General features: G+C 64.4%; 12 protein-coding genes. 8 read left to right on the forward strand and 4 right to left on the reverse strand.

Annotation, left to right across the window (positions count from 1 at the left end):
* Window positions 1–93: 93 nt before the first annotated feature.
* The 7 genes from sufB to AC1C2Q_RS17340 are packed head-to-tail and all read left to right on the forward strand — an operon-like array spanning window position 94 to window position 6,678.
* Window positions 94–1,512, forward strand: coding sequence for a Fe-S cluster assembly protein SufB (sufB, locus tag AC1C2Q_RS17310; RefSeq protein WP_495428703.1), 1,419 nt, complete (start codon window positions 94–96; stop codon window positions 1,510–1,512).
* Window positions 1,513–2,718: a Fe-S cluster assembly protein SufD gene (gene sufD, locus AC1C2Q_RS17315; RefSeq protein ID WP_495451148.1), complete on the forward strand. Its 1,206-nt coding sequence runs from the start codon at window positions 1,513–1,515 to the stop codon at window positions 2,716–2,718.
* Complete coding sequence (locus AC1C2Q_RS17320) at window positions 2,715–3,041, forward strand: non-heme iron oxygenase ferredoxin subunit (RefSeq protein ID WP_495428705.1); 327 nt, start codon at window positions 2,715–2,717, stop codon at window positions 3,039–3,041. The genes sufD and AC1C2Q_RS17320 overlap by 4 nt, the downstream gene beginning before the upstream one ends.
* The gene (gene sufC / locus AC1C2Q_RS17325) at window positions 3,042–3,812 is read left to right on the forward strand and encodes a Fe-S cluster assembly ATPase SufC (RefSeq protein ID WP_495428706.1); all 771 of its coding nucleotides are present in this window, start codon (window positions 3,042–3,044) and stop codon (window positions 3,810–3,812) included.
* A 9-nt stretch (window positions 3,813–3,821) separates the two neighbouring features.
* Window positions 3,822–4,151, forward strand: a complete 330-nt coding sequence (locus AC1C2Q_RS17330; RefSeq protein WP_495428707.1) for a metal-sulfur cluster assembly factor — start codon at window positions 3,822–3,824, stop codon at window positions 4,149–4,151.
* Between the two features lie 17 nt (window positions 4,152–4,168).
* Entirely contained in the window at window positions 4,169–5,326 is a 1,158-nt protein-coding gene (locus tag AC1C2Q_RS17335; protein ID WP_495451149.1) for a MalY/PatB family protein, read from the forward strand.
* Window positions 5,323–6,678 carry an MFS transporter gene (locus AC1C2Q_RS17340; protein ID WP_495451150.1) on the forward strand — a complete coding sequence of 452 codons (1,356 nt, stop codon included), beginning with the start codon at window positions 5,323–5,325 and terminating at the stop codon, window positions 6,676–6,678. Before AC1C2Q_RS17335 ends, AC1C2Q_RS17340 begins: the two co-directional genes overlap by 4 nt.
* Here the strand turns inward: AC1C2Q_RS17340 and AC1C2Q_RS17345 are convergent.
* The 4 genes from AC1C2Q_RS17345 to AC1C2Q_RS17360 all read right to left on the reverse strand — a co-directional run bounded on the left by AC1C2Q_RS17345 (window position 6,653) and on the right by AC1C2Q_RS17360 (window position 10,727).
* Window positions 6,653–8,029 (reverse strand): acyltransferase family protein, encoded by a 1,377-nt coding sequence (locus AC1C2Q_RS17345; protein ID WP_495451151.1) that lies wholly within the window; start codon window positions 8,027–8,029, stop codon window positions 6,653–6,655. The genes AC1C2Q_RS17340 and AC1C2Q_RS17345 overlap by 26 nt on opposite strands.
* Before the next feature lie 94 nt (window positions 8,030–8,123).
* Window positions 8,124–8,792, reverse strand: a complete 669-nt coding sequence (locus tag AC1C2Q_RS17350) for a response regulator (RefSeq protein ID WP_495451152.1) — start codon at window positions 8,790–8,792, stop codon at window positions 8,124–8,126.
* A gap of 31 nt (window positions 8,793–8,823) precedes the next feature.
* Window positions 8,824–10,017: a sensor histidine kinase gene (locus AC1C2Q_RS17355; protein ID WP_495451153.1), complete on the reverse strand. Its 1,194-nt coding sequence runs from the start codon at window positions 10,015–10,017 to the stop codon at window positions 8,824–8,826.
* On the reverse strand, window positions 10,014–10,727 hold the full coding sequence (locus AC1C2Q_RS17360) for a DedA family protein (protein ID WP_495451154.1): 714 nt from the start codon (window positions 10,725–10,727) through the stop codon (window positions 10,014–10,016). Before AC1C2Q_RS17360 ends, AC1C2Q_RS17355 begins: the two co-directional genes overlap by 4 nt.
* Window positions 10,728–10,917: 190 nt before the next feature.
* Between AC1C2Q_RS17360 and AC1C2Q_RS17365 the strand changes: the two genes are divergently transcribed.
* Window positions 10,918–12,516: an ABC-F family ATP-binding cassette domain-containing protein gene (locus AC1C2Q_RS17365; protein WP_495451155.1), complete on the forward strand. Its 1,599-nt coding sequence runs from the start codon at window positions 10,918–10,920 to the stop codon at window positions 12,514–12,516.
* The last annotated feature ends 43 nt before the right edge of the window (window positions 12,517–12,559 follow it).

A 12,559-nucleotide genomic window follows, 5' to 3' on the forward strand; every position in this document is an offset into this window, starting at 1 on the left:
GATGAGGCCCACCAGCGGCACCCACCTCGCGTACTCGACGAGGCCAAGGTGTCGGGGCGGATGACACCGTTGAGGCCCAACAAGGAGAGTGTGATGTCGGATGTGCTGATCGACCGCCCAGAACTCGATGGTCTGGGGGTGTATGAATTCGGCTGGCACGATGAAGATGCCGCTGGTGCCATTGCGAAGCGCGGAATCTCCGAGGACGTCGTACGCGGCATTTCGGGGTTGAAGAACGAACCGGAGTGGATGCTGAAGAACCGGCTCAAGGGATATCAGCTCTTCGGACGCAAACCCATGCCTACCTGGGGTGCAGACCTCAGTGCGATCGACTTCGACAACATCAAGTACTTCGTACGCTCCACCGAGAAGCAGGCGCAGTCGTGGGAGGACCTCCCCGCTGAGATCCGTGAGACCTATGAGCGTCTCGGCATCCCAGAGGCCGAGCGTCAGCGCCTCGTCGCTGGTGTCGCAGCCCAGTACGAGTCCGAGGTCGTCTACCACCAGATTCGTGAGGATCTGGAGCAGCAGGGCGTCATCTTCATGGACACCGACACTGCCCTGCGCGAGCACCCCGAGATCTTCGAGGAGTACTTCGGCACCGTCATCCCGGCTGGCGACAATAAGTTCGCCGCCCTCAACACCGCGGTGTGGTCCGGAGGTTCCTTCGTCTACGTTCCCAAGGGCGTTCACGTCGAGATCCCGCTCCAGGCGTACTTCCGCATCAACACCGAGAACATGGGTCAGTTCGAGCGCACGCTGATCATCGCGGACGAGGACAGCTACATCCACTACATCGAGGGCTGCACCGCCCCGATCTACAAGTCGGACTCACTGCACTCGGCAGTCGTCGAAATCATCGTGAAGAAGAACGCGCGCGTTCGCTACACGACGATCCAGAACTGGTCGAACAACGTCTACAACCTGGTCACCAAGCGTGCGGTTGCGCACGAGGGGGCGACCATGGAGTGGGTCGACGGCAACATCGGCTCCAAGGTGACGATGAAGTACCCGTCGATCTATCTGATGGGCGAGCACGCCAAGGGCGAGACACTGTCGGTCGCCTTCGCAGGCCCCGGCCAGCACCAGGATGCCGGCGCCAAAATGGTGCACATGGCTCCGTACACGCAGTCATCCATCGTCTCGAAGTCGATCGCGCGAGGAGGTGGACGTACGGCTTACCGTGGCGAGGTGCGGGTCGATCCCGCCGCTCATCACTCCGCGAACTCGGTTGTCTGCGACGCTCTGCTGATCGATACGCAGTCGCGCTCAGATACGTATCCGTCCATCGATATTCGCGTTGACGATGTGCAGCTCGGCCACGAAGCCACGGTTTCCAAGGTCAGCGAAGAGCAGCTCTTCTACTTGCAGTCGCGCGGCATGGCCGAGACCGAAGCCATGGCAATGATCGTGCGTGGTTTCATCGAGCCGATCGCTCGCGAGCTGCCGATGGAATACGCGATGGAATTGAATAAGCTCATTGAAATGGGCATGGAAGGATCGGTCGGCTAAATGGCGGCCCCTACGACAGCGCCCAGCGAGGCGCAGCAGACGAACGCGCACATCGACCCCGCCGCCAAGGTGGCAGAGGCCGGATTCGTTCCCGTGCAGACCCGCTCAGAGCGCCCGCGCTCCTTCGAGCCTGCAGACTTCGGCACGCCGACCGGCCGCGAGGTCAATTGGAAGCACACGCCAGTCGCGAAGCTCACCGGCCTGTTCGCGCCGGCTGAGCACAACGACGGCGTCACCTACGAGATCACGACCGGTGAGCAGTACATCGCCGAGTCGCTGACTGCCGGCACCGCACCGCGCGGCGAGTTCTTCGTTCCCGAAGACATCGTTGCGGCTGTGGCATGGCAGGGCACCGCCGACGGCATGCACGTGCGCATCCCGCGTGATGAAGAGGTCGCAGAGCCGATCCTCATCACGATCACCGGACAGGGCGCTGACAAGCGTGCTGACGCGCACATCGTGATCGAGGCTCTCGAGCACAGCTCCGCGACGGTTGTTCTGCGCCACCGCGGTTCTGCCCAGTACGCGCAGAACGTCGAGATCATTGCTCGTGCTGGTTCCCGGCTGACGGTCGTGACCGTACAGCGTTGGGAAGATGACGCCGTGCACGCGGCATCGCACCAGGCGCGCGTTGACAACGACGCCACGCTTAAGCACTTCGTCATCAGCTTCGGCGGTGGCCTCGTGCGCGTGAATCCGAACCTTGAGCTCGCAGGCACCGGATCCGAAGGAAAGATGTACGGTCTGACCTACGCGGACGCTGGCCAGCACCTCGAAAGTCAGGTGTATCTGCATCACAAGGGCGCGCACACCACCGGTGACGTGCTCTACAAGGGTGCGCTGCAGGGCAAGGGCGCGCACAGTGTCTGGATCGGCGATGTCTTGATCGGACCGGATGCCTCTGGCACCGATTCTTATGAGGCGAACCGCAACCTGGTGCTCACTGAGGGCGCGCGCGCAGACTCGATCCCGAACCTCGAGATCGAGACCGGAGACATCCGCGGTGCAGGCCATGCCAGTGCCACCGGACGCTTCGATGATGAGCAGCTGTTCTACCTGCAGTCGCGCGGTATCTCTGAAGAAGAGGCCCGTCGACTGGTGGTACTCGGCTTCCTCGTTGATATCGTGTTGCGCCTCGGCCTCCCAACGATTGAAAGCGAACTGCTCGCTGCGATCGATGCCGAACTTGCAGAGGTCAACGTATGAGCGCGCAGCGCGCATGTGGAGTCAGCGAGCTTGAGCAGGACGCTCCGCTGCGCGTAGAACTCGACGGCGTGCCCATGGCTATCGTTCTCGATTCCGCCGGTGAGATCCACGCCATCGGTGACGTCTGCACGCACGGCGAGATCTCTCTCGCCGAGGGATTCGTCGAGGGCGACACATTGGAATGCTGGGCCCACGGCTCTGCATTCTCACTGCGCACCGGCATCCCCCAGAATCTCCCCGCTTATGAGCCCGTTCCGGTTTACGTCGTCCAGATCGACGGCGACGACGTGCTCATTGATCCCACTGTGACGAAGGAAATCTGAATGTCTGTTCTTGAGATCCGCGACCTGTTTGTGACGGTCGACACCGAGACGGGTACCACCCCGATTCTCAACGGAATCAACCTCACCATGAAGACCGGTGAGACCCACGCGATCATGGGCCCGAACGGCTCAGGCAAGTCGACTCTTGCGTACACGATCGCCGGGCACCCGAAGTACAAGGTCGCCAGCGGCACCATCACCTTCGACGGTGAAGACGTCCTGGCGATGAGCGTCGACGAGCGTGCGCGTGCCGGACTCTTCCTCGCGATGCAGTACCCGGTAGAGATCCCCGGCGTCACGGTCACAAACTTCTTGCGTACCGCGAAGACGGCGCTTGACGGCGAAGCACCCTCGATCCGCACCTGGACCAAGGATGTCAAGGCCGCGATGACGAACCTGCGCATGGACCCCAAGTTCGCGCAGCGCAACGTGAATGAAGGCTTCTCCGGTGGTGAGAAGAAGCGTCACGAGATTCTTCAGCTCGAGGTTCTCAAGCCGAAGTTCGCCGTGTTGGACGAGACGGACTCCGGGCTCGACGTCGATGCGCTGAAGATTGTGTCGGAAGGCGTGAACCGCGCGAAGGAGAACACCGGTCTCGGCGTGCTGCTGATCACGCACTACACGCGCATCCTTCGCTACATCCGCCCCGACTTCGTGCACGTGGTTGTGGCGGGAAAGATCGTGGAAGAGGGCGGACCTGAGCTCGCTGACCGTCTCGAGGAAGAGGGTTACGACCGTTTCCTCGACCCCTCGGCCCCGATCGAAGCGTAGGCTGAGGTCATGACCGCGACGCTTGCACCAGAGAAGTTCGACGAGGTCACCGAAGCGCTCAAGGACGTCATGGATCCTGAGCTCGGGATCAACGTCGTCGACCTGGGGCTCATCTATGACCTCGGGTGGGACGACGAGAATGACGCTCTTGTCATCCACATGACGCTGACCAGCGCCGGGTGCCCGCTCACCGATGTGCTCGAAGAGCAGACGGCGCAGGCACTGGACGCAGTCGTCGATCGGTTCCGCATCAACTGGGTGTGGATGCCGCCGTGGGGACCCGAGCGGATCACCGACGACGGGCGCGACATGATGCGCGCCCTCGGCTTCGCTATTTGACGTGACCGAGCTCTGACGTGACCGAGCCGGTCAGGGCGCTCCCGCTCGAGCAGCTGCGTGAGCGTAGCAGCGCGAAGTGGCGGGAGTACCCCGCCGACGTGTTGCCGCTCTTTGTGGCGGAGACTGACTTCCCGCTCGCGCCCCCGATCGCAGCGGCGCTCGAGCGGGCCGTCGCCAGTGGCGACACCGGCTACACGGCCTCGCGCACCCCGCTCGCTGAGTCCTATGCGGGCTTTGCGCAGCGACGACTCGGCTGGATGGTGGATCCAGCGCGGATCCGTTCGACGGCAGATGTCAGCATGGGCATCGTCGAGATACTGCGCCGCGTGACCGCGCCAGGCGACCGCGTGATCGTCACGACTCCGGTCTACCCGCCGTTCTTCGATGTCGTCGAGGAGGCGGGGGCAGTGGTTGATCGTGTTCCGCTGTACGACACGGGTGCGGCATGGGAACTGGATCTCGACGCCATCCGCACTTCGATGGAGTCCGGCGCGCGCGCCGTTTTGCTGTGCAACCCTCACAATCCAACCGGCACTGCGCACTCGGTAGAGTCTTTAGCGGCTCTCGCCGACCTCGCTGCAGTCCACGGTGTCGCCGTCGTCTCTGATGAGATCCACGCTCCGCTCGCGCAACCGGATGCTGGATTCACACCGTTCCTGAATGTCTCGGACGCCGCGCGTGCGATCGGCTATGCCGTGGTCAGCGCCAGCAAGGCGTTCAATCTCGCCGGCCTCAAGTGCGCCCTAATGGTCACAGCAGCAGACGAGACCACCCGAGTCGTGCGTGGAATGCCGGACGAGGTGTTCTGGCGCACTGGACAGTTCGGTCTGCTCGCTGCCGTGGCGGCTTTTTCTGAGGCGAGCGATACGTGGCTGGACGGGCTTCTGCTCACGCTCGATGAGAACCGCCGGCTGATCGCCGAGCTGCTCGCCGCGCACCTGCCCGCGGCGCGCTATCGGATCCCGGACGCCGGATACCTTGCCTGGATCGACCTCACAGATCTCGGATGGGGCGATAACCCGTCCAAGCGCATCCTGCGCGAAGCGAAGGTGGCACTGCACTACGGCCCTGCGTTCGGCGCCGAGGGCGCAGGCCACGTGCGCCTGAACTTCGGCACCAGCCCCGAGATCATCACCGAGGCCGTCACCCGCATCGCCGCTCTCGGCGACGCATGAGCGCGACACCTCCGGCCTCGATCTGGGACCGGGAACGACTCTGGGTCACAGCGGGTGCCGTCGCGCTGATCTTCCTCGGAGCGATCGAGGCTCTCGCCATGACAACAGTTATGCCCGTTGTCAGCGAAGCGCTGAACGGCGAGGCGCTCTTCGCCGTGGCATTCGCTGGCACGCTCGCCACCAGCGTCATCGGCATGGTCGCCTGCGGTGCGTGGTCTGATGCCCGCGGCCCACGTGGTGCGCTGTACGTGGCGGTGTCTGTGTTCATCATCGGGCTCCTCATCTCCGGTTTCGCATTCACGATGGAGCAGTTCCTCCTCGGTCGACTGGTGCAGGGGCTGGGCGCGGGCGGTCAGACTGTCGCACTCTATGTCGTCGTCGCGAGACTGTACCCACCTCACCTGCATGGACGGGTCTTCGCGGCCTTCGCAGCAGCCTGGGTGGTGCCATCGATGATCGGTCCATTCCTCGCGGGTGCCGTGGCCGAGTTCCTGGACTGGCGCTGGACGTTCCTCGGAGTGGCTGTGCTCACCGCGGGTGCGTTTGTAGTGATCGCGGTGCGGCTGCGCGGGCTCGACCTTGGCGCCGGCGCAGAGAACCGGCTAGGAGGCGTCTGGGTGCGACTGGTGCTTGCCGTCGTGGTCGCGGTCTCTGCAGTGGGCGTCGGGCTTGCGGCCGATGCTCCTCCGTTCATCGGCTGGCCGATCGCCGCTGTCGCCGTTCTTGTTATCGGTATCGCGATTCTTCCGCTGGTGCCGAGAGGAACACTGCGCTCGGCACGCGGATTGCCGAGCGTCGTGCTCGTGCGTGGACTCGTTGCCGGTTCATTCTTCGCGGCCGAAGCATACATCCCGTACCTGCTCATGGCGCAGTTCGATTTCTCACCGACATGGGCAGGCATCGCGCTGATGCTGGCGGCGTTCGCATGGGCAGGGGGATCCGCGTTGCAGGGCCGCTACGGAGAAGCGCTCGGCAACCGGCGTATCGCGGTGACCAGTCTCGCGCTCGTTCTCGCGGCATTGCTTGCGGTGCTGATCACGGCGGTCACCGCGGCGTCGCCGATCATCATCGTGGTGGGCTGGGGGCTCGCAGGGGGTGGCATGGGCCTGTTCTACCCACGCCTCACCGTACTGACTCTGGCGTACTCGGCGCCAGGCAATGAGGGGTTCAACTCTTCTGCGCTCTCGATCTCGGATGCCACCGGCTCCGCTGTCGCGGTCGCACTCGCGGGGCTCGGCGTCGCGACGCTCGGTGGCGGGGTCGACGCGTTCGCCGTCGTGTTCGTGTTCTGCATCGCTCTGGCAACCGTCGCGGCGATTCCGGGGCTCAGGCTCGGGCACGCAGCGGAGTAGTGACGATCGATGCAGTTTGTCGGGGGCAATCCGTACTTCGGAAGCCTGACCGACTGCGGGAAACCACTCTGCTTTGGGAGTCCAGCCGCGCGAGGCGGAGCGCGGCGGCGAGGAGACCGACCGCGATGGCGGTGGTGAGCGGCGTCGCGCCGAACACCAGCAGCTCGACGATGGCGACGAGCCCCATCGTCGTGGCCGCGAACAGACGGCCTGACGAGCGCGTCGATGCGGGGACGCGCCGCGATTCAATCCCGGCGAGAAGATAGGCGACGCCTGCCGTCAGCACAAGAACGACCGCGAGCCACAGCGGCCGGGTCGTCCACCATTCGACGCTGCTCGGCACCGGCAGGGCGACATCCGTCACGATTGCGAAAACCGCGCTCGCGCCCGCCATCACCAGCAGTATGGGCATGTGCCAGAGATAGATCGTCATGGCGCGTGGCGTCACGAAGTTCCGAAACGCGGTGGGGAGTGGGCGCACGCTCCACTGAGCCAAGCGGGAACGCATCAGCGACAGCACCATCGTGTGTGCGACACCGACGAGCAGCAGCGCCGTGGTGGGCGGGTTGATGTTCGCGATGAGGTCGGGGGAGTGCACGCCGAGTGCGAAGCTGAGCAGCAGCGCGGCGACCGCAGCACCGGCGATCAGCATCCGAGTGCGACGTGCGAGCGCATCGATGCGTCCGTCGGCGAAGAAGAAGCCGAGCTGCTGCAGCGCAAGCCAGACGAATGCGAGGTTCACGAAGCCGATGCCGTCGATTCCGGTGGCGAAGCGCACGGCATCCACTCCGACAGCGGCAGCTGCGAGCAGGGCGATTGTCAGCCACGGGGCGCGGCGGTGCGCAGCGGCCAGCGAGGGAACCAGCGCCTGACAGAGCAGGAAGACGCCAAGGAACCACAGCGGCTGGCCGAAGCGGTAGCCGGCCATGGTCACGAGGTCGGCAGGGATGCCGCCTGCGAGGAGCAGTGTCAGAACGATGCCGACCGTCGCTATCGTGCAGACGGCGGGCAGGAGCAGCCGGTGGATGCGTGCCGCAACGAACTCCGCCGCTGAGCCACCGCGCTGCCCCGCACGCAGATAGGACGTGTAGCCGGCGAAGCCGCCGATCACGAAGAACAGCGGCATCACCTGCATTACCCAGCTGAGGGGGGTGATCCATGCCGATCCGTCGCTCGCATTCGCGAACAGCGGACCGGCGTCGGTGACGGTGACTCCCACCATCAGCGAGTGCAGCATGACCACGCCGAGTACGCACAGCGCACGCACGAGGTCGATGCCGGTGTCGCGTGGGGTGTGCGAGTTTTGTTGAACGTGGGCGACGTTGACTCGTCGCAGATCCATGATGGACATGGGCTCCTCCTCGGTGGCTGTCCGAGGAGGTTATGGATCAGGCGCAGCCCGTCACATCACCCCATGGTGTTATCACGCCCCTACCGAAGTATCGTCAGGCAGGTTCTGCGAGCCCAGTGTCATAGGCGAAGATCACGGCCTGTACCCGGTCGCGCGCGCCGACCTTCGCGAGCACTTTGCCGACGTGTGTCTTCACGGTCTGCTCCGCGATGAACAGTGCCGCGGCGATCTCGCTGTTCGAGTGGCCCTGGCCGATGAGTACGAGCACCTCGCGCTCACGATCGGTCAGGTCGGCCAGCAGATTCGTGGATGCCGTGGCTCTTGGCTTCTGGGACGCGAACTGCGCAATCATCCGGCGGGTCACGCTCGGTGAGAGCAGCGCATCGCCCGCGGCGATCACGCGGACAGCATGCACGAGTTCCTCAGGCAGGGCATCCTTAAGAAGAAACCCGCTGGCACCGGCCTGGAGCGCGTCGTAGACATAGTCGTCGATGTCGAACGTCGTCAGCATGAGGATGCGAGGGATTTTGGCCGCCGGGTAGGACGGGCCCAGGATGCGCCTGGTCGCCTCGATGCCGTCGAGCTCCGGCATCCGCACGTCCATCAGGATCACGTCGGGGTCGAGCCGAGCCGAGAGCGATACGGCCTCTGTGCCGTTGGCCGCCTGGCCCGTCACTGTGATGCCGTCGTGCGCGTCGAGGAGCGCGGCGAAACCGGCACGCACCATCGCCTGATCATCAGCGATGAGTACTTCGATGCTCACGCAGTCTCCTTGGGCAGATGTGCCGTACCGGTTACGCAGCCCAGGGCAGGACAGCGGTGACGGTCCATCCACCATCCGCGTCAGGACCGGCCTCAAGGCTACCGTCGACGAGCGCGACACGTTCCTGCATCCCGCGAAGTCCGTGCCCACTCGATTGTGTGGATACCTCACCGGTCGCCACGGTGTTGTGCACGTGGAGGTGCACGGCGCCGGCGTCGGTGTGCACGCGCACGGTGATGCGGGAGCCACGCGCGTGCCGGACGGCGTTGCTCAGCGACTCCTGCACGATGCGGAACGCCGCGATCTGCACGCTGGCTGGAGCCTCGGCGACGTTGGGCGCGATGAGTTCCAGGCCGACGTCCACGCCGGCGCGGCGGATGCTGTCGACGAGCGCCGGGATGTCGTCGATTCCCTGCTGCGGTGCGAGTTCTGCAGACTGGTCCTCCGTGCGCAGCACTCCGAGCAGGCGGCGCATCTCGGTGAGAGATCCGCGTGCGGTAGCGGCGAGGTCATCGAACTCATTGATGGCAACTGCGGGGAGATCTGGCATCCGGTAGCGCGCCGTGGATGCCTGCACCTGGATGACCGACATGCTGTGCGCGACCACGTCGTGCAACTCCCTGGCGATCCGGGTACGTTCCTCGACCATCATGCGGCGCGACTGCTCGTCGGCTGAGACCTCACGCTCGCGGGTGAGTTCCTCACCGAGGCGGACGCGGCCGGCTAGCAGCACGGCGACGAGGTACGCGACGCCGGTGATCGATGCCGTGACGACGAGGTTAGCGGTGACGCTGTTGGCTGTCGCTGCTTCCGGAAACTGCAGGGGGGCGACGAGGGATCCTGCGAGGCTGATCGCCAGCGGGACGAGTCCAAGACGCCAGCCGTGTTGGTAGGTGACAACCGCGACGAAGACTCCAAAGGCGAGCAGCGCCGGCACCGACCATGGCCATGGCCAGAACGGATCCCGATCTGCCGCGACGAACAGCGGAAGCAGGAACGCGGCGCCGCCGAACAGGGCGATGCCGGTTCGAGGGTGGGTGAGCGCAACCAACGGCGCAGCGCAGATCGCTGCTCCGAGCAGGAAGGCCAGCGGAACATACACCCCATACAGGCCCGTGTGGATCGGGACGATGATCGAGAACAGCGCGACCATGACAACCGCCAGAATGATCACGGCGATGGTGCGGCGCTCAAGATGCCTGCGTGGTCGATCCATGATTGTCATCTTGCCACCGTCGCTGTCGGCGTCGTTGCAACTGGCGTCGTTACCGTCGTTGCCGCATTCTGCGGGCGGGGCGTTTCGGCATCGGTCGCGTCGGCCGCGGTGTCCGCAGCGGCTGCGACGCGCCGGCGACGAGCAGCAGCGATGCGATCGATGATCAGTCCGATCACGAGAGCGAAGGCGACGCCGAATACTGCGCTGAGAAGCGGCTGATCCTCCAGCCAGTGCCCGGCGAGCATTCCGATCAACGCGCTGTAGATCGCCCAGGTGATTCCGGCGACGACGCTGATCGGCAGGAAGCGTCGCCATGAATATCCGAGAGCACCCGCAGACATATTCACTGCGACGCGTCCGACCGGGATGTATCTGGCGCCGAGAATCAGCAGGGCGCCGTTGGTGTTCAGCGTGCGCTGTGCGCGTTCGAACGCCGCGGCGACTCTCGGTCGGCGCATCCAGGCGAAACGGCTGGTGCCCACCGAACGGCCGATCGCGTAGGCGATGTTGTCGCCGATTATGGCGCCGACGGCGGCGACCGCGATCAATAATGGCAGATTCGTTTCGCCGGTCGATGCTGCGACCGCGGCCGCGGCGACCAGCACCGTCTCGCTCGGAATCGGCGGGAAGAAGCCGTCGACGACGGCCGTCACGAACATCACTAAGTACAGCCAGGGGGAGGCTGCGGCCTGCAGGATGAGTTCATTGATGATGTCCACCCGTAGAACCTACGTACTGGTGCAGTGCCTCCACATCACTCTGCGGTATCGACCACGTCATACTTCAGGGTGATCTGTTCATTCACTGTAGGCGTCCTGACAGGACGGGCGATCTATACTGAGAGGCTGGCCCAGTGTCTCCACGAGACGCGGGCCGATCCACCCCCTCCCTGACGAACGGACCATTGCTGTGCTTGCCGTGCACGACCTCGAGATTCGCGTTGGCGCCCGCCTCCTTATGGATGGCGTGTCGTTCCGCGTCTCCGACGGCGACAAGATCGGACTGGTCGGACGCAATGGCGCCGGCAAGACCACCCTCACCAAGGTGCTCGCGGGTGAGCTGCTGCCCTCCGGTGGGAAGGTCACGAAATCGGGTGAGCTCGGCTATCTGCCGCAGGATCCGCGCACCGGTGACCCGGAGATGCTCGCGCGTACGCGTATCCTGGACGCACGAGGGCTGGGCACGATTCAGCTGGGCTTGACCAAAGCCGCTGAAGACATGGCATCCACAGACCAGGCTGTCGCCGACAAGGCGATGCGTCGCTTTAGTAACCTCACCGAGCAGTTCGAGGGCCTCGGAGGCTATGCGGCAGAGGCAGAGGCGGCGTCCATCGCCAACAACCTCTCGCTGCCCGACCGCATCCTCGATCAGCCGCTGTCCACTCTCTCCGGCGGTCAGCGCCGCCGCATCGAGCTCGCTCGCATCCTCTTCTCTGATGCCGAGACGATGATCCTCGACGAGCCGACTAACCACCTCGACGCCGACAGCGTCGTGTGGCTGCGTGAGTTCCTGAAGAACTACAAGGGCGGGCTGATCGTGATCAGCCACGATGTAGATATCGTCGGCGAGACCGTGAACCGGGTGTTCTACCTCGATGGCAACCGTCAGTGCATCGACATCTACAACATGAACTGGAAGAACTACCTGCATCAGCGGGTAGCAGACGCCGAGCGTCGCAAGAAAGAGCGTGCGAACGCCGAGAAGAAGGCCACATCGCTGCAGCTGCAGGCAGCCCGCTTCGGTGCGAAGGCGTCCAAGGCCGCCGCTGCACACCAGATGGTCGCACGCGCGGAGAAGTTGCTCGCGGGTCTTGACGGGGTGCGTCAGGAGGAGCGCGTCGCGAAGCTGCGCTTCCCGAAGCCGGCACCGTGCGGAAAGACGCCGATGATGGCGACCGGCTTGTCGAAGTCGTATGGCTCTCTGGAGATCTTCACCGATGTCGACCTCGCGATCGATCGCGGATCCAAGGTCGTCGTGCTCGGCTTCAACGGTGCCGGAAAGACGACGCTGCTGCGTATGCTCGCCGGTGTCGATGATCCGGATACAGGAGTGCTGGAGCCCGGGTTCGGCGTGAAGATCGGCTACTACGCCCAAGAGCACGAGAACCTAGACGTGAAGCGCTCTGTGCTGCAGAACATGGTTTCTGCGGCCCCGCACATCACCGAGATGGAAGCGCGCCGAGTTCTCGGTTCGTTCCTGTTCACGGGTGATGATGTGCTGAAGCCTGCCGGAGTGCTCTCCGGTGGCGAGAAGACGCGTCTGTCGCTGGCGACATTGGTCGTGTCATCCGCGAACCTGCTTCTGCTCGATGAGCCCACGAACAACCTCGACCCTGCATCGCGCGAGGAGATCCTCGACGCGCTCGCGCACTACGAGGGTGCTGTCGTTCTCGTCTCGCACGACCCTGGGGCCGTGCAGTCGCTGAACCCCGAGCGAGTGCTCATCCTGCCCGACGGTGTCGAAGACATCTGGAGCCAGGAGTACCAGGACCTCATCGAGCTCGCATAGCTCGCCTCGCGCTCCGCGTGAGACACCACGTTCTGCGTGGCGC

It is taken from the genome of Microbacterium sp. Y356 (assembly GCF_059445355.1).

What these genes read in the sequence shown, in the direction of transcription:
- sufB (WP_495428703.1), top strand. Translation starts at nt 94, where the DNA reads ATGTCGGATGTGCTGATCGACCGCCCAGAACTCGATGGTCTGGGGGTG.
- sufD (WP_495451148.1), top strand. Translation starts at nt 1,513, where the DNA reads ATGGCGGCCCCTACGACAGCGCCCAGCGAGGCGCAGCAGACGAACGCG.
- AC1C2Q_RS17320 (WP_495428705.1), top strand. Translation starts at nt 2,715, where the DNA reads ATGAGCGCGCAGCGCGCATGTGGAGTCAGCGAGCTTGAGCAGGACGCT.
- sufC (WP_495428706.1), top strand. Translation starts at nt 3,042, where the DNA reads ATGTCTGTTCTTGAGATCCGCGACCTGTTTGTGACGGTCGACACCGAG.
- AC1C2Q_RS17330 (WP_495428707.1), top strand. Translation starts at nt 3,822, where the DNA reads ATGACCGCGACGCTTGCACCAGAGAAGTTCGACGAGGTCACCGAAGCG.
- AC1C2Q_RS17340 (WP_495451150.1), top strand. Translation starts at nt 5,323, where the DNA reads ATGAGCGCGACACCTCCGGCCTCGATCTGGGACCGGGAACGACTCTGG.
- AC1C2Q_RS17345 (WP_495451151.1), bottom strand. Translation starts at nt 8,029, where the DNA reads ATGTCCATCATGGATCTGCGACGAGTCAACGTCGCCCACGTTCAACAA.
- AC1C2Q_RS17355 (WP_495451153.1), bottom strand. Translation starts at nt 10,017, where the DNA reads ATGACAATCATGGATCGACCACGCAGGCATCTTGAGCGCCGCACCATC.